Genomic DNA, 21845 nt, shown 5'->3' with positions numbered 1-21845 from the left:
CAGCCAGCGTCACACGCTCATGGTGGGTCAGGCCTCGGCCACCGGACCACCCCGGCCATGCCGCTGATCGCCGCCGGCGCCGTTGTCGCCGACCGGCAGGTCTACCGGCCCGGCTGGGTTCACACCGCGGGCGAGCGCATCCTGGGCTGCGGACCTGGGACACCGCCGCGACCGGCTGACCGCGAGCTGCTCGAGGCTGTCGTGGTTCCCGGCTTCGTCGACATGCACGTGCACGGCGGCGGAGGAGACTCCTACACCGACGGCGATGCCGCCGCCATAGTTCGCGCCGCCGCTTTCCACCGCCGGCACGGCACCACCACGACCGTGGCCAGTCTGGTCAGCGCGTCGCCGGCGAACCTGCTCGCCGCCGTGCGTGTCCTGGCCGAGGCGACCCGGGCCGGCACGGTTGCCGGGATCCATCTGGAGGGGCCGTGGCTGAGCGCACGCCGTTGCGGAGCCCACGACCCGAAACAGTTACGCGACCCCGATCCCGCCGAAATCGACCGCGTGCTCGCCGCGGCCGACGGCGCGATCCGGATGGTGACCCTGGCACCGGAGCGTCCCGGCAGCCGGGACGCGATACGACGTTGCACCGACGCGGGGGTGGTGGTAGCCGTTGGTCACACTGAGGCCGACTTTCAGCAGACCCGGTCCGCCATCGCGCTCGGTGCGACGGTCGGCACCCACCTGTTCAATGCGATGCCCGGGTTGCACCATCGCGAACCCGGACCCGCGCTCGCGCTGCTGCGTGATCCGCGGGTGACCGTCGAGCTGATCGCCGACGGCGTGCACGTCCACCCGGCGATGCTGGACGCGGTGATCGAGTTCGCCGGCCCTGCCCGGGTGGCGCTGGTCAGCGACGCCACCGCGGCGGCCGGCCGCGGCGACGGCAGGTTCCGGTTGGGAACGGTCGACATCGACGTCGCCGGCGGCGTGGCCAGGGTGCGGGGAACCTCGACGATCGCCGGCAGCGCCGCCACGATGGACCGGCTGTTTCGCTCCGTGGCCGGCAGGGGGCCGGATCCCGACACCGGATTGGCGGCCGCGGTGCAGATGACGTCGGCCACACCGGCCGCCGTACTCGGGTTCGACGACGTGGGGGCTTTGCGTCGGGGTCTGCGCGCCAATCTTGTCGTGCTGGATGCGGATCTGACGGTGAGCGCCGTCATGGCCGACGGTGAATGGGTCGATCAGTCGCTCGCCCGGCCGAACAAGTAGGGATAGCCGAAGCCGGCGATCGCCCCGCCGATCAACGGCGCCAGCCAAAACACCCACAGTTGTCCGGGAGCACCCGCGCCGTTGAAGAATGCGACACCGGTGGAGCGCGCCGGGTTGATCGACGCATTGGAGACCGGGATCGCCACCAGGTTGGTCAGGGCGAGCGCGAATCCGATCGCCACCCCGGCGAAGCCTTTCGGTGCCCGCTCGTCGGTGGCCCCGAGGATGACAAACAAGAACATCGCGGTCAACACGACCTCGATGACAATCACCGCACCCAAGGAATATCCGGCGGGTGAATGGTCACCGTAGCCATTGGCCGCCATGTTGCCGGTCGCCGTGAAACCGGGCTTGCCGGTCGCGACGTAGTAGATCACCACCCCCGCGAGCAGGCCGCCGATCACCTGAACAATCCAGTACGCGGGCAGTAGCTTCCATTCCATACGGTGAGCCAATGCAGCACCCAGTGTGACAGCGGGGTTGAAATGCCCGCCGGAGATCGCTCCGAACGCATACACGCCGGTCAGTACCGTTAGACCGAACGCCAGCGCCACGCCGAGATAACCGATACCCAACGGATAGTGCCCAGAGTGCGCCTTCGCGGCGAAAACCGCGCTGCCGCAGCCTCCGAGCACCAGCCAGAAAGTGCCGATGGTCTCCGCGGCCAGTCGCTGGGAGAGATTTGGTGCCGCCATCGCCAACCACCCTTGGTCGTGGTTTCAACGTTTGTGCTACGAGGGTGACACAACCGTGCGCCGACGTTGGCCAAATCTGTGTATTAAAGCGCCCGTCGCCGATGTCGGCAGCATCCACGGCGATCGGACCGTGGCCTAGCCCCTGCGCCGGAGCAGCCGGGACAGCCCGAGCGCCCCGATCGCTCCCATCACGGCTGCCGCCAACGCCTGTCGAGCAGCCAGGCCGTTGTCGAGCTGCACCCGGGTGGTGATCACGGCGGGTTCAGGGGGAGCCACCGGCACCGCCAGCAGGTTGGCCGGTGACGTCGCACCCCAGGCGGCGGCGAATAGCAGCAGGCGGGCGGTGATGTAGGCGAACACCATCAGCCCCAGCACCGGCCCGAACGTCGCACCGGCCGGGCTGCGCAGCACTGTGCGCAGATAGATCGCCGCTACCAGTTTGAACAGTTCAAACCCGAGTGCCGCCAGCAGTCCGGCCCGCACTGAACTGGCGAAGTGGACCGGCTCGCGCGGCAGCCGGGCGATCATCCAGGTGAATACCAACCATGTCACCAGCAGCGATATCACTGTCGAAAGCCCGCGCAGGATGGCGTCGAGAACGGGCGCGTTGTGAATCCCGAGCCAGCCGAGAACTTTGGCCATCGGTGCCGCGCCGGCCAGCACGCTCAACGCCACGACGGCCAGGAGCGCGCCGAACGACGACAGCATCGCCGCCAGGTCTGACACCTTGGTGCGTAGGAATCCGGCTGGTGTGCCCGGCTGCCCCCACATCGCGCTGAGCGCCACCCGCAGATGGGCCACCCAGCTCAGACCGGCCCACGCGGCAACGGCCAACCCGATGACACCGACCGAAGTCCGTGCCGCGATCGCCGAGTTCATCAGGTCTATCACCTGCTGGCCCAGGCTGCCGGGAACCGCGGCCAGGACCTTGTCATCGAGGTGGTGCACCAAATCAGGCCGACGCGACAGCATGAAACCGCCGATCGCGAAACCGACCATCAGCAAAGGAAACAATGCGAAGACCGTGTAGTAGGTCAGGCCCGCGGCAAAGTAGTTACCCTTGCCCTGATTGAATCGCTCGTTGGCGCGCATCACGTGGTCGAGCCAGCCGTAGCGTGCCCGCAACCGGTCGAGGACGCTCATGGGTGCGGCAGGAATCCGAGCCGGTCGAAGACCCTGTCAACCGTTTTGGCGGCGACATCCTGGGCCCGCGCCGCGCCGGCGGCCAGGATGGCGTGCAGTTCGGCAGGATCGGCGAGTAACTCTGCGACCCGCGCCTTGATCGGCGTCACGAAGCCGACGACGGCGTCCGCGGTGTCCTTCTTCAACTCGCCGTAGCCGCGCCCGGCGTAACCGCGGACCAGGGCGTCGACATCGACACCGGTGATTGCCGACTGAATGCTCAGCAGGTTCGACACCCCGGGTTTGGCCTGCGGGTCATACCGGATTTCCCGTTCGCTATCGGTTACCGCAGACCGAATCTTCTTCGCCGATAACGCCGGATCATCGAGCAGGTTGATCAGCCCAGCGTCGGTGGCCGCCGACTTGCTCATTTTCGACGAGGGGTCGGCCAGGTCGTAAATCTTGGCGGTGGCCTTGGCGATCAGTAGGTCCGGAACGACGAAAGTGTCACCGAAGCGGCTATTGAATCGCTGCGCGATGTCGCGCGCCAGCTCCAAGTGCTGGCGCTGGTCTTCCCCGACCGGCACCAGCTCGGTGTCGTAGGCCAGCACGTCGGCGGCCTGCAGCACCGGATAGGTGAACAGGCCCACCGTGGTCGCCTCGGCACCCGCTCGCGCCGACTTGTCTTTGAACTGCGTCATCCGCGAGGCCTGACCGAACCCGGTGAAACAGCCCAGCACCCAAGCCAACTGGGTGTGCGCGGGTACGTGGCTCTGCACGAAGATCGTGCTGCGGTTCGGATCGATGCCCAGCGCCAGGTATTGCGCCGCGGTGAGCAGTGTGCGTCGCCGTAGCACCTCGGGATCCTGCGGGACGGTGATCGCGTGCAGGTCGACCACGCAAAAGAACGCGTCATGGTCGTCCTGCAGCTGGGCCCACCGCATGACCGCACCCAACGCGTTACCGAGATGAAGCGAGTCGGAGGTGGGCTGCACACCGGAGAAGACCCGGGGCATTGCCGTGGCGGTGCTCATGATGCTGTCAACATTGTCACGCTGGGATCTTCGCACGCTGTTCTCGGGCTGCGACCAGCGCGCCTTGCGGTACCGGCGGTATCACCTTAGTGTCGGCGACATGCGCCGTCGTGATCCGATACACCTGGGAGCCGGCGAGCCGGTTTTGCTGCTGCATCCGTTTCTGATGTCGCAGCTGGTCTGGCAGACGGTGGCCCGGCAATTGGCCGATACCGGCCGATACGAGGTATTGGCCCCGACGATGGCCGGCCACAACGGCGGACCGCGCGCCGGTACCCGGTTTCTCAGCGCGGCGGTGTTGGCCGATCACGTCGAGCGCGACCTCGACGTCCACGGCTGGAATACCGCCCACATCGTCGGCAATTCGCTGGGCGGCTGGGTGGCGTTCGAACTGGAAAGTCGCGGCCGGGCGCGCACCGTCACCGGCATCGCCCCGGCCGGCGGCTGGAACCGCTGGAGCCCGACCAAATTCGAGGTGATCGCCAAGTTCGTCACGGGCTTGCCGATATGGGTGGTGGCCCGGTTGCTCGGACCGCATGCGCTGCGGCTGCCGTACAGCCGCCGGCTGGCAACATTGCCGATCAGCGGATCGGCGGACGGCGTCAGCGACGAGGAGCTGCACGCCATCATCGAGGACGTGACGCATTGCCCGGCCTACTTCCAGCTGCTGGTCAAATCGCTGCTACTGCCCGGCTTGCGGGGACTGGCCGAGACCGCGGTACCCGCACATCTGCTGCTGTGCGGCAAAGACCGGGTGGTTCCCCCGCGCCGGTTCGGCCGGCACTTCACCGCTCACTTGCCCAACCACACGGTGGTGACCATGCTCGAGGGTCTCGGGCACATCCCGATGTTCGAGGCGCCGCTCCAGGTCGCCGAGGTCATCACCGCCTTCCTCGACCAGCACAGCCGGCCGGTCGCCGCGCTTGAATTCAGGTCTAGCTGAGTGCCTTGTCCAAGTTCTCGGCGACCGTGTTGAGGAAGTCCTGACTGGTCTGCCAGGCCTGGTCCGCGCCGATCAACAGCGCGAGATCTTTGGTCATCCGCCCGGCCTCGACCGTGGAGATCACGACCTCTTCGAGCTTCTGGGCGAACTCGATCACCGCGGGAGTGTTGTCCAACTTGCCGCGGTGCGCAAGTCCGCGGGTCCAGGCGAAGATCGAGGCGATCGGGTTCGTCGAGGTGGGTTGGCCCTGCTGGTACTGGCGGAAATGCCGGGTGACGGTGCCATGCGCGGCCTCGGCCTCCACTGTCTTGCCGTCGGCCGTCATCAGCACCGACGTCATCAGCCCCAGCGAGCCGTAGCCCTGCGCAACGGTGTCGGATTGCACGTCGCCGTCGTAGTTCTTGCAGGCCCACACGTAGCCGCCCGCCCACTTCAGACACGCGGCGACCATGTCGTCGATCAACCGATGCTCGTAGAAAAGCCCTGCGGCCTCGAACTTGTCCTTGAATTCCGTTTCGTAGATGCGCTGGAATTCGTCTTTGAACATGCCGTCGTAGGCCTTGAGGATGGTGTTCTTGGTCGACAGGTACACCGGATAGTTCTGTTGCAGCCCGTAGGCGAACGAAGCTCGGGCGAAGTCCTGGATGGATGCCTTGAAGTTGTACATCCCCATCACGACTCCGCCGTCTCGGGGGATGGAGACCATCTCGTGGACGATCGGGCCGCTGCCGTCGTCGGGAGTGAAGGTCAGGGTGACCTTCCCGGGCTTGTCGACCTTGAAGTTGGTGGCCCGGTACTGATCGCCGAAGGCGTGGCGGCCGATAACAATCGGCTTCGTCCATCCCGGGACCAGCCGAGGAATATTCGAGATCACGATCGGTTCGCGGAAGATCGTCCCGCCCAGAATGTTTCGGATCGTCCCATTCGGCGAGGGCCACATGGTCTTGAGATTGAACTCCTCGACACGGGCCTCGTCGGGAGTGATCGTGGCGCACTTGACGCCGACCCCGTGTTTTTTGATCGCGTACGCCGCGTCGATCGTCACCTGATCGTCGGTGGCGTCGCGGTTCTGGATGCCCAGGTCGTAGTAGTCCAGGTTGATGTCCAAGTGCGGGAAGATGAGCAAGTCTTTGATCCATTGCCAGATCACCCGCGTCATCTCGTCGCCATCGAGCTCTACTACCGTGCCTTCGACTTTGATCTTGGGTCCGCTGGACATCTGGATCCCAGTCCTCCTAGACGGTGAGCTGCGCGGGCGCGGTCGTCTCCGGCCAACATTACAAGGGGCGCCCCCGGCGCCGGCGAGCCCAGCTATCCGCAGCTCGCCGGACCGCCGTCAGCCGTGCGCCGCGAGTGCGGCATTGAACGTTTTGCTCGGCCGCATCACCGCCGTCGTGAGGCGTTGGTCGGGCGCGTAATAGCCACCGATGTCCACCGGCTCGCCCTGCGCCGCAGCCAATTCGGCCACAATCACATCCTCGTTCCTGGTCAACGTGTCGGCGAGGACGGCGAAGTGTTCGCGCAACCCCTGATCATCGTTTTGCGCGGCGAGTTCTTGGGCCCAGTACATGGCGAGGTAGAACTGGCTTCCCCGGTTGTCGAGCTCACCGGTCTTGCGCGAGGGACTCTTATTGTTGTCCAGCAGCTTACCGATGGCGGCATCGAGGGTCTTGGCCAGAATCGTGGCATGCTCGTTGCCCGTCTTGGCGCCCATGTCTTCCAGGCTGGCGGCCAGCGCGAGGAACTCGCCGAGCGAATCCCAGCGCAGGTGGTTCTCCTCGAGCAGCTGCTTGACGTGCTTGGGTGCCGAACCGCCCGCCCCCGTCTCGTACATCCCGCCGCCGGCCATCAGCGGCACGATGGAGAGCATCTTGGCGCTGGTGCCCAACTCCAGGATCGGGAACAAGTCGGTGAGGTAGTCGCGCAGGATGTTGCCGGTCGCTGCGATGGTGTCCTTGCCGCGCAGGACACGCTCGAGCGTGTAGCGCATCGCGCAGACTTGGGCCATGATGTGGATCTCGAGGCCCTCGGTGTCGTGGTCCCCCAAATACCTCTTCACCTTCCTGCGCAGCTCGGCCTCATGCGGACGTTCGCTGTCCAGCCAGAACACCAAGGGCATGCCGGAGCGGCGCGCGCGGGTCACGGCCAGCTTGACCCAGTCCCGGATCGCTGCGTCGGTGACGACCGGCATGCGCCAGATATCGCCGGCTGCCACGGTCTGCGTCAGCAGTACTTCGCCGGTGTCGAGGTCGACGATGTTGGCCACACCGTCGGCGGGAACCTCGAATGTCTTGTCGTGGCTGCCGTACTCTTCGGCCTGCTGCGCCATCAGGCCCACGTTGGGCACGGTGCCCATCGTGGTCGGATCGAACTGGCCATGGGTCTTGCAGAAGTTGATGATCTCCTGGTAGATGCGACTGAAGGTGGATTCGGGGTTGACGGCCTTGGTGTCCTTGAGCTTGCCGTCAGCGCCGTACATCTTGCCGCCCGCCCGGATCATTGCCGGCATCGACGCGTCCACGATCACGTCGCTGGGCGAATGGAAGTTCGAGATGCCCCGCGCCGAATCCACCATGGCCAGCTCGGGACGGTGCTCGTGACAACGGTGCAGGTCGTCGATGATCTCGTCGCGTTGCGAGGCGGGCAACGACTCGATCTTCTGGTAAAGATCGGACAGGCCGTTGTTGACGTTGACGCCCAGCTTGTCGAACAGTTCCTGGTGCTTGGCAAAGGCTTCCTTGTAAAAGACCTTGACCGCGTGTCCGAACACGATCGGGTGTGAGACCTTCATCATCGTCGCTTTGACGTGCAGGGAGAACATGACACCGGTCGCGCGGGCGTCCTCCATTTGCTGTTCGTAGAATTCACGCAGCGCTTTCACACTCATGAACATGCTGTCGATGATGTCGCCGTCAGACAGCGAGACTTTGGGCTTGAGCACGACAGTCGCACCGCTTGCGGTGACCAGCTCCATCTTCACGTCGCGCGCGCGGTCCAAGGTCATCGACTTCTCCCCGTGATAGAAGTCGCCGTGCCGCATGGTCGCCACATGGGTGCGCGACGCCATCGACCACTCCCCCATGCTGTGCGGATTCTTGCGCGCGTACTCCTTGACCGCCCTGGGCGCGCGCCGGTCCGAGTTACCCTGCCGCAACACCGGGTTCACCGCGCTGCCCAAACAGCGGGCGTAGCGATTGCGGATGTCCTTTTCCTGGTCGGTCGTGGGATCTTGGGGGTAGTCCGGCAGCTTGAAGCCCTTGTCCTGCAATTCCGTGATGGCGGCCACGAGCTGTGGCACCGAGGCACTGATGTTGGGCAGCTTGATGATGGTGGTGTCGGGCAACTGCGTCAGCCGACTCAGTTCGGCAAGGTTGTCCGGTACGCGCTGCTCATCGGTCAGGTAGTCGGGAAACTCGGCCAGGATTCGGGTCGCCAGGGAGATGTCAGCGACTTTGACGGCGATGCCGGCCGGCTCGGTGAAGGCGCGCAGTACCGGCAGAAAGGCATACGTCGCCAGCATCGGCGCCTCGTCGGTCAGCGTGTAGACAATGGTCGGCTGCTGGGCGGACATGGTCTTTCTCCCGGCATCGTGGGTGTGGTTCTTAAGGACTACGCGTGTCGACGGCGATCAGTATCGCCCATCGGGTAGCAGGGCAGTCCTCCCGCCTCCTCCTCCCGCCGCACAGCGGCGGGCATCGTCGGGCGGATCAGTGGCATCACCTCGGCGACATGCGATACGATTTCTCTCGGTCATGAGTGCCAGCGACAAGCCCCGGCTTGCTGGTCGGCAACCCTCCAACCGCGGTGGGGTGCCCCGGGTGATGACCAGGTCTAGTAGCCACCACCGGCTACGCGGCAAGCGCGGGTCCGCCTTGACGGGCCCCCGAGTAGACAGGGAAACCTGATGCGCGCCTGTTTGGGTTCGTCATTCGCTTGTTGTTGCCGCTGAACGCGGGTCTCCGGTCGACGTCGTCGCGGGATGGCGTCCCGCCGTGAGCGCCCGCCACCGCCCACCAGCAAGCCTTCCAGCAGAAAGCATCCACATGAGCTCTGACAACACCGACAACGACCCGACCGCGCACTGGTCGTTCGAGACCAAACAGATCCACGCGGGCCAGCAGCCGGACCCGACTACCAACGCCCGCGCGCTGCCGATTTACCAGACCACGTCCTACACCTTTGACGACACCAACCACGCGGCGGCGTTGTTCGGGCTCGAGATTCCGGGCAACATCTACACCCGGATGGGTAATCCGACCACCGATGTCGTCGAGCAGCGGATCGCCGCGCTCGAGGGCGGCGCGGCGGCGCTGTTCGTGGCCTCCGGCCAGGCCGCGGAGACGTTGGCGATCCTGAACCTGGCCGGCGCCGGCGACCACATCGTGTCCAGCACGCGGCTCTACGGCGGGACCTACAACCTGTTTCACTACTCGCTGGCCAAGCTGGGGATCGAGGTCAGTTTTGTGCCTGATCCCGACGACCTGGACTCGTGGCGGTCCGCGGTGCGGCCGAACACCAAGGCGTTTTTCGCCGAGACCATCTCCAACCCGAAGATCGACATCCTCGACACTCCCGGGGTGTCGGCGGTGGCGCACGAACACGGTCTGCCGATGATCGTCGACAACACCATCGCCACCCCTTATCTGATCCAGCCGATCGCCCAGGGTGCCGACGTGGTGGTGCATTCGGCCACCAAGTATCTGGGCGGGCACGGGGTGGCGATCGCCGGGGTGATCGTCGACGGCGGGACGTTCGACTGGACGAGCGGGCGTTTCCCCGGGTTCACCATGCCCGACCCCAGCTACCACGGCGTGGTCTACGCCGAGCTCGGGCCGGCGGCGTTCGCGATCAAAGCCCGGGTTCAACTGCTGCGAGACTTGGGTGCGGCTGCCTCGCCGTTTAATGCGTTCCTCGTCGCGCAAGGTCTGGAGACCCTGAGCCTGCGCATGGAACGACACGTCGCCAACGCGCAGCGGGTCGCCGAATTCCTCGACAGCCGCGACGACGTGCTGTCGGTCAACTATGCCGGGCTGCCCGGCTCACCGTGGTACGAGCGGGGGAAAAAGCTGGCACCCAAGGGAACTGGGGCTGTGCTGGCGTTCGAGCTGGCAGGCGGTGTGGAGGCCGGCAAGGCGTTCGTCAACGCGCTGCGGCTGCACAGCCACGTCGCCAACATCGGTGACGTGCGGTCGCTGGTGATCCACCCCGCGTCGACGACCCACGCCCAGCTCAGTCCCGAGGAGCAGCTGGCCACCGGCGTCAGCCCGGGGTTGGTGCGGCTGGCCGTCGGCATCGAGGGCATCGACGACATCCTTGCCGACCTCGAGCTGGGCTTCGCCGCGGCCCGCACGTGCGGCGGCGCATCGACCGGCGACCCGTACGCGGTGGCGGCGCGCTGAGCAGGCCCGAGTCAGGAAGACCGAGGTGACCATTTCCGACATACCGACCCAGACGCTGCCCGCCGAAGGCGAGGTCGGCGTCGTCGACATCGGCTCGCTGAAGTTGGAAAGCGGCGAAGTGATCGACGACGTCTGCATCGCCGTGCAGCGCTGGGGCGAATTGTCACCCGCCCGCGACAACGTGGTGGTGGTGCTGCATGCACTGACCGGCGATTCCCACATCACCGGCCCCGCCGGGCCCGGGCATCCCACGCCGGGCTGGTGGGACGGTATCGCCGGGCCGGGGGCGCCGATCGACACCGACCGCTGGTGTGCGGTGGCCACCAACGTGCTCGGCGGCTGCCGCGGCTCGACCGGTCCGGGCTCGCTGGCCCGTGACGGTAAGCCCTGGGGGTCGCGGTTTCCGTCGATATCGGTGCGGGATCAGGTGGAGGCCGACGTGGCCGCGCTGGCGGCGCTGGGTATCACCGACGTCGCCGCCGTCGTGGGCGGGTCGCTGGGCGGCGCCCGGGCGCTGGAATGGATGATCGCCTATCCCGAACGGGTCTCCTCGGCGCTGCTGCTGGCGGTGGGTGCGCGCGCGACCGCCGACCAGATCGGCACCCAGACCACCCAAATCGCGGCGATCAAAGCCGACCCCAACTGGCAAGCCGGCGACTACTACGGTACCGGTCGTACACCCGACACCGGTCTGCAGATCGCTCGTCGCATCGCGCACCTGACCTACCGCGGTGAGATCGAGCTGGATACCCGCTTCGCCAACCGCGCTCAGGGCGGTGAAGATCCTTGGGCCGGTGGACGCTACGCGGTGCAGAGCTATCTGGAGCACCAGGGCGAAAAACTGGTGTCGCGGTTCGACGCCGGCAGTTATGTCGTACTCACCGAAGCTTTATCCGGCCACGACGTCGGCCGCGGTCGTGGTGGGGTCAGCTCGGCGCTGCGCGGCTGCCCGGTGCCGGTGGTGGTCGCCGGTATCACCTCTGACCGGCTTTATCCGCTGCGGCTGCAGCAGGAACTGGTCGATCTGCTGCCCGGGTGCAGCGGGCTGCAGATTGTCGACTCGATCCACGGCCACGACGGATTCCTGCTGGAAATCGAGGCCGTCGGCGAACTGGTGCGCCAAACGCTCGCTCTGGCCGAAAATTCCCGGTGACATTCCCACAGCGCCGCCCCGGAGCACCCGATGTCGTGCAGCAGGTGGAACGTGTGCAAACCTTTACCGTCGCGTGTTGTTGATGTGACGGCGCTAACCCAGGATGGCTCGAAGGTCTAGTAGATGAGGAGCCGGGCATGCGTCGAAACTGGATTCCGCTGGCAGGGTGCGCCGGCTTGCTCATGGGGGCAGCGACGTTGGCGGCGCCGTCGCAGGCAGATGCGATCGACGACCAGTTCCTGTCTGCCTTGGACAGCGCCGGTGTCAACTACCAGGATCCGACCAGCACCGCCGCGCTGGGCCAGTCGATTTGCCCGATGCTGGACCAGCCGGGCGCAACGTTAGCCTCCGCGGCGTCGAGCGTCCTCGGCAACAACGGCATGTCGCCGGAGATGGCGCAGATGTTCACCACTATCGCCATTTCGACGTACTGTCCCTCGGTGATGTCGTCGCTGGCCGACGGCCAGATGCCCAGCTTGCCGCAGCTGCCGGGCATTCCGAGTATCTAACCGGTCCCCAGTGGATCGATCGTCGCCGCGATGTAGATCATCGACGCGGCCACCGCCGTTGTGGTAGCGACGTCGATGCCCTTGCTGCGCACCGCTAAAAGACCGGCGCGATTCTCCGGCAACACCAACCGCAACGCGGCTGCCACGCCAACCCCCAACCCGATCAGCAGCGCGCCACGGCGCCAAAAGTTCGCTCCGGCCAGCACGAATCCGGCGACGAAGATCAGCCCTACCGCGATGATCGGCCACTGCGTCCGCAGCAACCGGCGCACCTTCATCGCCGCTCGGCCAATTCGACGACGTTGGTCAGCAGAAACGCCCGGGTCAGCGGACCGACACCGCCCGGGTTGGGCGAAACGCAGCCGGCGACCTCCCACACATCCGGGTGCACGTCGCCGACCAGGCCGTCAGCGGTGCGGCTGACTCCGACATCGACGACCGCGGCCCCGGGACGCACCATCCCGGCAGACAGCATATGCGGGCGGCCGGCAGCCGCCACGATGATGTCGGCTTGCCTGGCCAGCGCAGTCAGATCACGAGTTCCGGTGTGGCACAACGTGACAGTGGCGTTCTCCGAGCGGCGGGTCAGCAGCAGCCCGAGCGGGCGGCCGACCGTGATTCCACGGCCGATGACAACCACGTGAGCGCCGGCGATCTCGACGTCGTAACGTCGCAGCAGGTGCACGATGCCGCGCGCGGTGCACGGCAGCGGCGCCGGCATGCCGAGCACCAGCCGACCCAGGTTGGTCGGATGCAGCCCGTCGACATCCTTGGCCGGGTCGACCCGCTCCAGCGCGGCGTTCGCGTCGAGCTGCTCGGGCAGCGGCAGCTGCACGATGTAGCCGGTGCACGCGGGGTTGGCGTTGAGCTCGTCGATGGTCTCCTCGAGTTGGGCCTGGCTGATGTCGGCGGGTAGATCTCGGCGGATCGAGGTGATGCCCACCTTGGCCGAGTCGGCGTGCTTGCCGCGGACGTAGGCCTGCGAACCGGGGTCGTGACCGACCAGAACGGTGCCCAGCCCGGGTGTGCGACCCGATGCCGTCAGCGCGGCCACCCGTGCTTTGAGGTCGGCGAGGATCTCATCGCGTACGGCCTTACCGTCCAGCGTGATCGCACCCACGCCTGACAGTCTGGCATCTGCGGTACTTGCCGTCGCGCCCGGCTTCGCCGCGGGTGCGATCCCCCGGCCCTGGTAAGGACTAGGCTCCCTAGGATGGCTGCCCCGGATGTGTTCACCCCGGCCAAACTGGGCCCGCTGACCCTGCGCAACCGCATCATCAAGGCCGCGACCTTTGAGGCCCGCACGCCTGACGCGCTGGTGACCGACGACCTCATCGAGTACCACCGGCTCCCGGCCGCCGGCGGGGTGGGCATGACAACCGTCGCTTACTGTGCGGTCTCTCCGGAGGGCCGCACCAGCGGTAACCAGATCTGGATGCGCCCGCAAGCCGTATCCGGGCTACGCCGGCTCACCGACACCGTGCACACCCAGGGCGCTGCGGTCAGCGCTCAGATCGGCCATGCCGGCCCGGTCGCCGACGCGCGATCCACCAAGGCCACAGCACTGGCGCCGGTGCGATTTTTCAACCCGCTCGGCATGCGGTTCGCCAAGCAGGCCACCCGCGCCGACATCGACGACGTCACGGCCGCCCACGCCAACGCCGCCCGGCTGGCCGCGGACGCGGGCTTCGACGCGGTCGAAATCCATTTAGGCCACAACTATTTGGCCAGCGCGTTCTTGAGCCCGCTGATCAACCGCCGCACCGACGAGTTCGGCGGCTCGCTGAAGAACCGGGCCAAAGTCGCGCGCGGACTTGTGCTGGCGGTACGCCGGGCACTGGAAAAAGCGGGGGCTACGCAGATCGCGGTGATCGCGAAACTCAACATGACCGATGGCGTACGCGGCGGTATCACAGTCGAAGAAGCACTGCAGACGGCCGCCTGGCTGCAAGACGACGGCGGGCTGGACGCACTGGAGTTGACCGCCGGCAGTTCGCTGCTCAATCCGATGTATCTGTTTCGCGGCGGCGCACCGGTCAAAGAGTTCGCCAGCGCCTTCACACCGCCGCTGCGCTGGGGTATCCGGATGACCGGGCACAAGTTGCTGCGGGAATACCCCTACCGCGACACCTACTTGCTGCGCGACGCCCGGCTGTTCCGCGCCGAGCTGACGATGCCGTTGATCCTGCTCGGCGGCATCACGAATCTGGCATCGATGCAACTGGCCATGGCCGAGGGATTCGACTTCGTCGCGATGGCCCGGGCCCTGTTGGCCGAGCCCGATTTGGTCAACCGGCTCGCGGCCGACCGCGAGCGCCACGCCGTGCGGTCGGCGTGCACGCACTGCAACCGGTGCATGGCAACTATCTACCGTCGCACCGGTTGCGTCGTGACCGGCGCGCCCGACGCCGTCGGCTCTCCGCCTTAGGGCAGCCGCTCGGCCGACACTGCGGCGCAACGGATCAAGGCGACGCGGGCAGCACCCGCTACAGTTGTGTCGATGAGCCAAGCAGCACCGCCGGCGCTGACGGTCAAGTACGACGGAACCCAACGCACGTTCGCGCCGGGTCACGACGTGATCGTCGGCCGCGACCTGCGCGCCGACATGCGCATCACCCATCCGCTGATTTCGCGGGCTCATCTGCTGCTGCGCTTCGATCAGGGCCGGTGGTTGGCGATCGACAACGGTTCGCTGAATGGAACGTTCGTCAACGGCCGCCGGGTGCCGGTGCTCGACATCCGCGACGGCCAGAGCATCAACATCGGCAATCCTGACGGGCCACGATTGACTTTCGAGGTCGGCCGACACACCGGCATGGCAGGACGGCCACCCAAGACCATGGCGATGCGAATAGCTCAGCCGCCCGCCGGTGCGCGGACGTCGCACCCGGCGCCCGCGCACCATTCGGGCGGATTCCGCCCGCCGCAGTCGCCGCAGCGCCCACATCCCGGCGCCACGCCGCCACCGTACTCGATGGTCAATGGCGGCCACCGGCCGCCGCCGCATCCCCCCGCTGCACCGCCGACCCGGCAAGCACCGTCGCTCCAGCCGCCGCCGGATTCCGCGCAACCGGCACGACTACCGCCCCGATCCTGGACGCCGCCCGCGGAATCGAACCTGGCCACCAAGATGCTTGCGGTCATCCGCCCCGACACCGGAGCACCCCCACAGCCCGCCGGCTCGGCGACGATCGGCCGGGCCACCGACAACGACATCGTCATCGGAGACGTCCTGGCGTCACGGCATCACGCGTTTTTGGTGCCGACGCCGCTGGGCACGGAAATCCGCGACGCCCACAGCAGCAACGGAACCTTCGTCAACGGGGTTCGGATCGGTTCGGCGGTGCTGTCCGAGGGCGACGTGGTCACGATCGGCAACGTCGACCTGGTGTTCAGCGACGGCACGCTGATCCGCCGCACCGAGGCGGCAACACGAACCGGCGGCCTGGAAGTCAACGGCGTGCACTTCACGATCGACGGCAAGGAGCTGATCGACGACATTTCGCTGACCGCCCGGCCCGGCACACTGACCGCCATCATCGGCGGCTCCGGCGCCGGCAAAACGACGCTGTCCCGGTTGATCGCCGGCTACACCCATCCCAGTAAGGGCTCGATCACTTTCGAGGGACACGACATCCACCGCGAGTACGCCACGATGCGCAGCCGGATCGGGATGGTCCCGCAAGACGACGTCGTGCACCGGCAACTCACAGTCAGCCAGGCGCTGGGCTATGCCGCGGAGCTGCGGCTGCCGCCCGACACCAGCAAAGAGGAACGCGCCCGGGTCGTCGCGCAGGTTCTCGAGGAGCTCGACCTGACCAAACAGGCCCACACCCGGGTGGACAAGCTCTCCGGTGGCCAGCGCAAGCGTGCGTCGGTGGCGCTCGAGCTGCTCACCCAACCGTCACTGCTGCTGCTCGACGAGCCGACGTCCGGCCTGGACCCGGCGCTGGACCGGCAGGTCATGTTGATGCTGCGGCAGCTGGCCGACGCCGGCCGCGTGGTGCTCGTGGTCACCCACTCGGTGTCCTACCTGGATGTCTGCGACCAGATTCTGCTGGTGGCACCTGGCGGCAAGACCGCTTTTTGCGGCGCCCCCAACGAGGTCGCGGGTGCTTTCGGCACCACCAATTGGGCAGAAATCTTCGCCAGCGTGGGCGCCGATCCCGACGAAGCCAATCGGCGCTTCATGGAACGCGAGGGACGCGTGCGCCGCCCGCCGCTGCCCGCCACGCAAGCGCCGGGCGACCTGGGCGAGCCGGTGCACACCGATATCTGGCGTCAGCTGTCCACGATCGCCCGACGTCAGGTTCGCCTGGTCATCTCCGACCGGGGCTACTCGGTGTTCCTGGCGGTGCTGCCGTTTCTGATCGGGGCGCTCTCGCTCACCGTCAAAGGCCCCAAACCCGGGCTTGGCCCCGCTAACCCGCTCGGCGCCGCGCCCACTCAACCGCAGTACATCATGGTGCTGCTCAACATCGGGGCGGTGTTCATGGGCACCGCACTGACGATCCGCGACCTGATCGGGGAACGTCCCATCTTCCGCCGAGAACAAGCCGTCGGCCTGTCCACTACCGCCTACCTGCTGGCCAAGATCGCGGTCTTCTGCGCGTTCGCGACCCTGCAGGCAGGGATCGCGACCGCCATCGTCACCGTGGGCAAGGGCGCCCCCACCGAGCGTCCCCCGTTCTTCGGTAACGCCACTTTCTCGCTGTTCCTCACGGTCGCCGCCACCTGCGTCGCGTCGGCGATCCTCGGGATGCTGCTGTCGTCGTTCGCGCAGTCCAACGAGCAGATCATGCCGCTGCTGGTGGTGTCGATCATGTCGCAGCTGGTGTTGGCCGGCGGGATGATCCCGGTGACCGGCCGGGCGGGCCTCGAACAGCTGGCGTGGCTGACGCCGGCACGCTGGGGCTACGCCGCGGGCGCGTCGTCGATCGACTTCCCCGCCCTGGTGAAGGTCAAGCAAATCCCGACGACCGATCCGTTATGGCAACACTCCAAGCACATCTACCTGTTCGACATGGTCATGCTCGCGGTGTTGTCGCTGGTCTACGCCGGCTACATCCGCTGGAACATCCGGCTCAAACGCTGACGGTCAGCTGCCGGTCGGGGACAGCCGGCTCAGCGCATACTCGCTGATCGCGATCAACGCGTCGGTCGCAGACCTGCGGTCACGGGCATCGATGTTGATGATCGGGATATGGCCGGGCAGGGTCAGCGCGTTGCGCACCTCGGCGATCGGGTAGCTGGGGGCGCCGTCGAATTCGTTCACCGCAACCAGGAACGGCAGATTGCGGTGCTCGAAGAAGTCGACCGCGGCAAAGCTGTCCTGCAGACGCCGACAGTCCACCAGGATGACCGCGCCGATAGCGCCGCGCACCAGGTCGTCCCACATGAACCAAAACCGGCGCTGGCCCGGTGTGCCGAACAGATAGAGCACCAGATCGTCGTCGAGGGTGATCCGGCCGAAATCCATCGCCACCGTCGTGGTCCGTTTGTGCGGCGTGGCCTCCAGCATGTCCACGCCGGTGGACGCGTCGGTCACCATCGCCTCGGTGCGCAGCGGCATGATTTCCGAGACCGCGCCGACGAACGTCGTCTTACCGACCCCGAACCCACCGGCGATGACGATCTTCGTCGAGGCCGGCGCCCGCCGGTCAGAGAGCTCGTAAGCCACGCAGTGTCCTTCCGATCAGCTCACGGCGTTCGTCGCGGCTGGACTGGTCCAGCGTCGGGTGTACCTGCAGGTAGCCCGAGGTGACCAAATCGCCGACCAGGACCCGCGCAACACCGAGCGGCAAGTCCAGTCGGGCCGAAATTTCCGCCACCGAAGGACTCCTGACACACAACGCGACGATCCTGCCACGCACGTCGTGGGCGGGCCACTGCTGCAACAGCGCCGACTGCAGCGTTTGCACCGGCGCTTCCAGCGGCAGGTCCACACTGGTGTCGGTCCGGCCGGCCGTCAGCGTGTAGGGGCGAACCAGGCTGGCCTCACGTGCGGGTGATCCCGGCTGTAATGGCTCGCGGGTGTTCATCGCGACTCACGAGGGCTGGTGGCGCCGGGATGGTTCCACGACGCTGCCGACCCGTTCGACCAGCACGGCCATCTCGTAGGCGATTTGGCCGATATCGCAGTTCGTGGCGGCCAGCGCGGCCAGATGCGAGCCGTCACCGACCCGCATCAGCACCAGGTAGCCGTTCGCCATCTCCACCACCGACTGCAGCACGGCACCGCCGTCGAACAGCTGCGCAGCGCCGCTGGCCAGGCTGGCCAGCCCGGACGCCACCGCGGCCAGTTGGTCAGCGCGCTCCGGCGGCAAGTGCTCGCTGGCGGCGATCAGCAGGCCGTCGACGGACACCAACACCGCATGCGAAACCCCGGGGACCTCGCGGGCGAAGTTCGACACCAGCCAATCCAGCGAGCCATCGTGGGCAGGTCCGGAAGGAGCGACAGGGCGGGTCATTCGTCATCGGATCCTTGCTGGGTGTCTCGCGCGTGCGACCGTCCAGCGCGCGCACCGCCGAAGTGGCTGCTGATCGAAGCCCGGATCGCCTCAGGATCGCGGGCCGGAGCCGCGTGCGCGGGGGCGCGGTCGGGCGCAAATCCGCGGTCCCATGCTACCTCGCGGTCGGGGCTGGCCCGATGTTGAGCGTTTTCCGTGGCGGCACGGGTATCGGGAGCGGCCGCGCCCGGCACCAGTCGGGCACCGGGCTCCCGCACCGGCAGCCCGTGGGCCGTGTAGGTCTGCACGGGAACGTTCTCGGCCTCGGCCGCGGCCGACCAGCCGTGGTCCCACACCGACTTCCAATCGAGGTCAGGGCTGCGCGCCAGGTCGTGCGGGTCGACCAGCCACTCCGAGAGCATGCGTTGGTAGATGAGGTCGCCCTGGGGCGCCCCACCCGGCGTTTCGGCCACCGGCGATGCCGGGCCCGATACCGGTTGCGGCACAGTCACCGGCTGCTGGTGGCCACCCGGGCCGGCACTCCCCGGCCGGCCGGGCGCACCGGAGATACCACTGGACCCCGGAGTGCGTCGCGGCAACGCCGTGACCGGCGATTGAGGCGCCGGCAACCCATTGCGCCCCGCCGTCCGGAACTCCGCGGCCTCCCGATCGTCGGCCGCGTCGGCCGCTTCCCCGGTCGAGGCCGTTCGCGGTGGCGCGGCCGGCGCCAGCGAGACCGTCGGCTCCTCGACACCGGTCAGTATCGCGGCCGGCAGCGACACTTCGGCCGTCGTCCCCGACAGCCGCCGCTCGTTCGACGAACCACGCAGCCGCACCCCGATGCCGTGCCGGCCGGCCAGCCGCGCGACCACAAACAGGCCCATACGGCGGGCGGTGTCAGCGGAGACGTCGGGGGTGACCTCGCTTCCGGCGCTCAGCCGCATATTGGCGATGCGCCGGTCGCTCTCGGTCATGCCCAGACCACTGTCGACGATCTCGACGCAAACTCCGGCATCGCCGCGCCGCACGGCCGACACGTGCACCGGTGCGGTGGGTGGGGAGTACCGCAGCGCATTGTCGATCAGCTCCGCGAGCAGATGGACGACGTCGCTGGCGGCGGCGGCCGTGATGGTGCAGTCGGCCAGCGCCGAGATCTCTACCCGCCGATAGTCCTCGACCTCGGAGGTGGCGGCGGCGACCACCGTCGACAGCGGCACCGGCCGGCCCTGCTCCCCGCGCGGTATCGGTGCTCCGGCCAGCACCAACAGGTTGGCGGCGTTGCGGCGCATCCGGGCGGCGAGGTGGTCAAGCCGGAACAGGTTGTCGAGACGCTCGGGATCCTGCTCATCGCGCTCCAGCCGGTCGATCAGCTGCAGCTGCTGGTCGACCAGTGAGCGGTAGCGCCGGGACATGGTCTCGAACATCTCGTTGACCAACAGGCGCAGTCGGGCCTCGTCACCGGCCAGCAGCAGCGCCTGGGTGTGCAGTTCGTCGACAGCGTGCGCGACCTGGCCGATCTCCTCGGTCGTCTGAACCGGCAGCGGCTCGGGCGGGCGGTCGTCGCCGGCTCGGACGCGGGCAATCTCCTGTTCGAGGTCCTCGTGGGCGACCTTCAACGCGCCGTCGCGGAGCACCCGCAGCGGCCGGATCAGCGAGCGCGCCACCAGCAGCACGATCACCAGAGCCGCGAGGATGGCGGCCGGCACCAGCACGACGTCGCGGATCGCGGCAGCGCGTCGATGGTTGGCCTGCTCCTGCACCGACTTGGTCACCGTAGCGGTGGTGTCGTTGATCACCTGCGCGGCGATCGCATCGGTGATCTGAGTCGACTGGAGCAGCTCCGGGTTGTCCACCAGCAGACTCGACGGGTTGGACATGATCGCCAGTCGTTTCACCATCTGCTGCTGCAGTTGCTTGGCCTCGGGCGAGCCGACACCGAGCACTTCGGTCATCCCCACCAGCGTCGACGGCTCGGTGCCGGCCAGAGCCATCATCGCGGAGCGCAGCTCGGGATCGGGCAGGGCGGCCCCGCCGGTGATCAGCAGCCGCTGCATCACCATCTGGCCGCGGGCTCCGAGCGCGCGGCTCAACCCCTGGGCCGCCGCACGGATCTTGGCGTTGTCCACCCGCACCGACGCGTCGACAACGTTTTCAGCGGTCAACAGGATGGGTGCATAGGTGGTGACCTCCTCGCGCAAACCGAGGGAGTTCGAGACCACCTCGCCCAGCAGGTTCTGGCCGTCCCGCAGCAGGGTTTCCACGCCGGCCCGTACGTCGGAGGCAACGTTGGTATGGGACAACCGCGCCTGCAGCTCGTCGCGGCGGGCCTGGTAATTCGTCTTCGCGGCCTCGACGTCACCGCGCTGGGAGGCGGCCAGCAACGCGGCGTCCAGTGCCGACATGTATTGGGTGACGGCCGGAATCATGGTGGCCCGATCGGCCGCCAGCCGCAGGTCACTCGCGTCGGTCAGCGCCCCGTAGATGCGGAATCCACCGAACACCATCGACAGCGCCAGCGGCACCGCCACCATCGCCACGACTTTCCACCGCACCGGCCAGTTGCCCAGCGACCACGCCGACGGGCGGCCGATGCGACCGGTTGCCGGGGCCGGCCGGTCCGCCCGCGTCGGGTGGGCCCGCGTCGTCATGGTTCCGCGGCCGCGCCGCCGACCGCTGCTCTGCTGTGCCATGTTTGCGCGTAGTTCATCAGACTGGGTTGTTTACGACTTCCTGCTCGCCGCACCGGGCGAGCGATGTGGGCACCTGGCAACTCGATGAGTATGACAGCCCGTGGCCGCTCTGACCACAGTTCTTACTGAACAGACAGAGTGCGCCGCAGGGGTCCGACTCGTCGACAGGGTAGCTGAGCAAATTGCGCGCGGACAACTGAGATGATCGGCAGATGTTCCGGCTGCTGTTTTATGCGCCACGCATCGCGCCGAACACGGGCAATGCGATCCGGACGGCCGCGGTCACCGGCGCCCAACTGCATCTGGTCGAGCCCTTGGGTTTCGACCTGTCCGAACCCCAATTGCGGCGCGCCGGGCTGGATTATCACGATCTGGCGTCGGTCACCGTGCACCCGTCGCTGGATGCCGCATGGGCTGCGTTGGCGCCGGCGCGGGTGTTCGCGTTCACCGCACATGCCTCGATGGTGTTCACCGAGATCGGCTACCGGCCCGGCGACGTGCTGCTGTTCGGACCGGAGACCACCGGGCTGGATGCGGCGACCCTGGCCGACGCACACATCACCGAGCAGGTCCGCATTCCGATGCTGGCCGGGCGCCGGTCGCTGAACCTGGCCAACGCGGCGGCGGTCGCGA

At 67.2% G+C, this 21845-nt stretch carries 18 protein-coding genes, 1 pseudogene and 1 riboswitch; of the genes and pseudogenes, 8 read left to right on the top strand and 11 right to left on the bottom strand.

The features are described from left to right. The first annotated feature begins 57 nt into the window (after window positions 1-57). The gene (gene nagA / locus F6Q13_RS06255) at window positions 58-1218 is read left to right on the top strand and encodes an N-acetylglucosamine-6-phosphate deacetylase (RefSeq protein WP_293053974.1); all 1161 of its coding nucleotides are present in this window, start codon (window positions 58-60) and stop codon (window positions 1216-1218) included. On the opposite strand, the gene aqpZ is transcribed toward nagA, so the two are convergent. The 3 genes from aqpZ to trpS all read right to left on the bottom strand — a co-directional run bounded on the left by aqpZ (window position 1191) and on the right by trpS (window position 4069). Beyond that, on the bottom strand, window positions 1191-1913 hold the full coding sequence (gene aqpZ / locus F6Q13_RS06250; protein ID WP_293053971.1) for an aquaporin Z: 723 nt from the start codon (window positions 1911-1913) through the stop codon (window positions 1191-1193). The two genes, nagA and aqpZ, sit on opposite strands and share 28 nt — an antisense overlap. A 135-nt stretch (window positions 1914-2048) precedes the next feature. Then, a complete protein-coding gene (yhjD, locus tag F6Q13_RS06245; RefSeq protein WP_293053968.1) occupies window positions 2049-3056 on the bottom strand; it encodes an inner membrane protein YhjD in 1008 nt (335 codons plus the stop codon). Further along, window positions 3053-4069 (bottom strand): tryptophan--tRNA ligase, encoded by a 1017-nt coding sequence (gene trpS, locus F6Q13_RS06240; protein ID WP_293053965.1) that lies wholly within the window; start codon window positions 4067-4069, stop codon window positions 3053-3055. The genes yhjD and trpS overlap by 4 nt, the downstream gene beginning before the upstream one ends. Before the next feature lie 100 nt (window positions 4070-4169). On the opposite strand from trpS, the gene F6Q13_RS06235 reads away from it, so the two are divergent. Beyond that, window positions 4170-5012, top strand: a complete 843-nt coding sequence (locus F6Q13_RS06235; protein ID WP_293053962.1) for an alpha/beta hydrolase — start codon at window positions 4170-4172, stop codon at window positions 5010-5012. On the opposite strand, the gene F6Q13_RS06230 is transcribed toward F6Q13_RS06235, so the two are convergent. Both F6Q13_RS06230 and F6Q13_RS06225 read right to left on the bottom strand, forming a co-directional pair. Further along, entirely contained in the window at window positions 5005-6231 is a 1227-nt protein-coding gene (locus F6Q13_RS06230; protein WP_293053959.1) for an NADP-dependent isocitrate dehydrogenase, read from the bottom strand. The two genes, F6Q13_RS06235 and F6Q13_RS06230, sit on opposite strands and share 8 nt — an antisense overlap. 117 nt (window positions 6232-6348) lie before the next feature. Continuing rightward, complete coding sequence (locus tag F6Q13_RS06225) at window positions 6349-8583, bottom strand: NADP-dependent isocitrate dehydrogenase (RefSeq protein ID WP_293053956.1); 2235 nt, start codon at window positions 8581-8583, stop codon at window positions 6349-6351. A gap of 177 nt (window positions 8584-8760) precedes the next feature. Next, a riboswitch (SAM riboswitch) is annotated at window positions 8761-8880 on the top strand. 169 nt (window positions 8881-9049) lie between these two features. Here F6Q13_RS06225 and F6Q13_RS06220 point away from each other — a divergent pair. The 3 genes from F6Q13_RS06220 to F6Q13_RS06210 all read left to right on the top strand — a co-directional run bounded on the left by F6Q13_RS06220 (window position 9050) and on the right by F6Q13_RS06210 (window position 12073). Continuing rightward, window positions 9050-10411: a bifunctional o-acetylhomoserine/o-acetylserine sulfhydrylase gene (locus F6Q13_RS06220; RefSeq protein ID WP_293054039.1), complete on the top strand. Its 1362-nt coding sequence runs from the start codon at window positions 9050-9052 to the stop codon at window positions 10409-10411. A gap of 25 nt (window positions 10412-10436) precedes the next feature. Then, window positions 10437-11564: a homoserine O-acetyltransferase gene (locus F6Q13_RS06215; RefSeq protein ID WP_293053953.1), complete on the top strand. Its 1128-nt coding sequence runs from the start codon at window positions 10437-10439 to the stop codon at window positions 11562-11564. 137 nt (window positions 11565-11701) lie between these two features. Next, the gene (locus F6Q13_RS06210; protein ID WP_293053950.1) at window positions 11702-12073 is read left to right on the top strand and encodes a DUF732 domain-containing protein; all 372 of its coding nucleotides are present in this window, start codon (window positions 11702-11704) and stop codon (window positions 12071-12073) included. Here F6Q13_RS06210 and F6Q13_RS06205 read toward each other — a convergent pair. Next, window positions 12070-12351, bottom strand: a complete 282-nt coding sequence (locus F6Q13_RS06205) for a DUF3017 domain-containing protein (protein WP_293053947.1) — start codon at window positions 12349-12351, stop codon at window positions 12070-12072. The genes F6Q13_RS06210 and F6Q13_RS06205 overlap by 4 nt on opposite strands. After that, window positions 12348-13193 (bottom strand): bifunctional methylenetetrahydrofolate dehydrogenase/methenyltetrahydrofolate cyclohydrolase, encoded by an 846-nt coding sequence (locus F6Q13_RS06200; protein ID WP_293053945.1) that lies wholly within the window; start codon window positions 13191-13193, stop codon window positions 12348-12350. Before F6Q13_RS06200 ends, F6Q13_RS06205 begins: the two co-directional genes overlap by 4 nt. Before the next feature lie 93 nt (window positions 13194-13286). Here F6Q13_RS06200 and F6Q13_RS06195 point away from each other — a divergent pair, with 93 nt between their 5' ends. Continuing rightward, window positions 13287-14501 (top strand): NADH:flavin oxidoreductase, encoded by a 1215-nt coding sequence (locus tag F6Q13_RS06195; RefSeq protein ID WP_293053942.1) that lies wholly within the window; start codon window positions 13287-13289, stop codon window positions 14499-14501. A 72-nt stretch (window positions 14502-14573) separates the two neighbouring features. Then, the gene (locus F6Q13_RS06190; protein ID WP_293053939.1) at window positions 14574-17168 is read left to right on the top strand and encodes an ATP-binding cassette domain-containing protein; all 2595 of its coding nucleotides are present in this window, start codon (window positions 14574-14576) and stop codon (window positions 17166-17168) included. A 3-nt stretch (window positions 17169-17171) separates the two neighbouring features. Here F6Q13_RS06190 and F6Q13_RS06185 read toward each other — a convergent pair whose 3' ends face one another. From F6Q13_RS06185 to F6Q13_RS06170, 4 genes are read right to left on the bottom strand one after another with little or no spacing between them, the layout of a single operon-like run. Continuing rightward, window positions 17172-17753, bottom strand: a complete 582-nt coding sequence (locus F6Q13_RS06185; RefSeq protein ID WP_293053936.1) for an ATP/GTP-binding protein — start codon at window positions 17751-17753, stop codon at window positions 17172-17174. Continuing rightward, window positions 17734-18114, bottom strand: coding sequence for a DUF742 domain-containing protein (locus F6Q13_RS06180; protein WP_293053935.1), 381 nt, complete (start codon window positions 18112-18114; stop codon window positions 17734-17736). The genes F6Q13_RS06185 and F6Q13_RS06180 overlap by 20 nt, the downstream gene beginning before the upstream one ends. Before the next feature lie 6 nt (window positions 18115-18120). Further along, a complete protein-coding gene (locus F6Q13_RS06175; RefSeq protein WP_293053933.1) occupies window positions 18121-18543 on the bottom strand; it encodes a roadblock/LC7 domain-containing protein in 423 nt (140 codons plus the stop codon). Then, window positions 18540-21170 carry an ATP-binding protein gene (locus F6Q13_RS06170; protein WP_293053931.1) on the bottom strand — a complete coding sequence of 877 codons (2631 nt, stop codon included), beginning with the start codon at window positions 21168-21170 and terminating at the stop codon, window positions 18540-18542. Before F6Q13_RS06170 ends, F6Q13_RS06175 begins: the two co-directional genes overlap by 4 nt. A 254-nt stretch (window positions 21171-21424) precedes the next feature. On the opposite strand from F6Q13_RS06170, the pseudogene F6Q13_RS06165 reads away from it, so the two are divergent. Further along, window positions 21425-21845 (top strand): annotated as a pseudogene (locus tag F6Q13_RS06165) (tRNA (cytidine(34)-2'-O)-methyltransferase); the annotation flags it as partial.

It is taken from the genome of Mycobacterium sp. (genome assembly GCF_008709575.1).
In the GTDB taxonomy this organism is placed as follows: domain Bacteria; phylum Actinomycetota; class Actinomycetes; order Mycobacteriales; family Mycobacteriaceae; genus Mycobacterium.
This window is presented reverse-complemented; position numbering and strand designations above follow the sequence as displayed.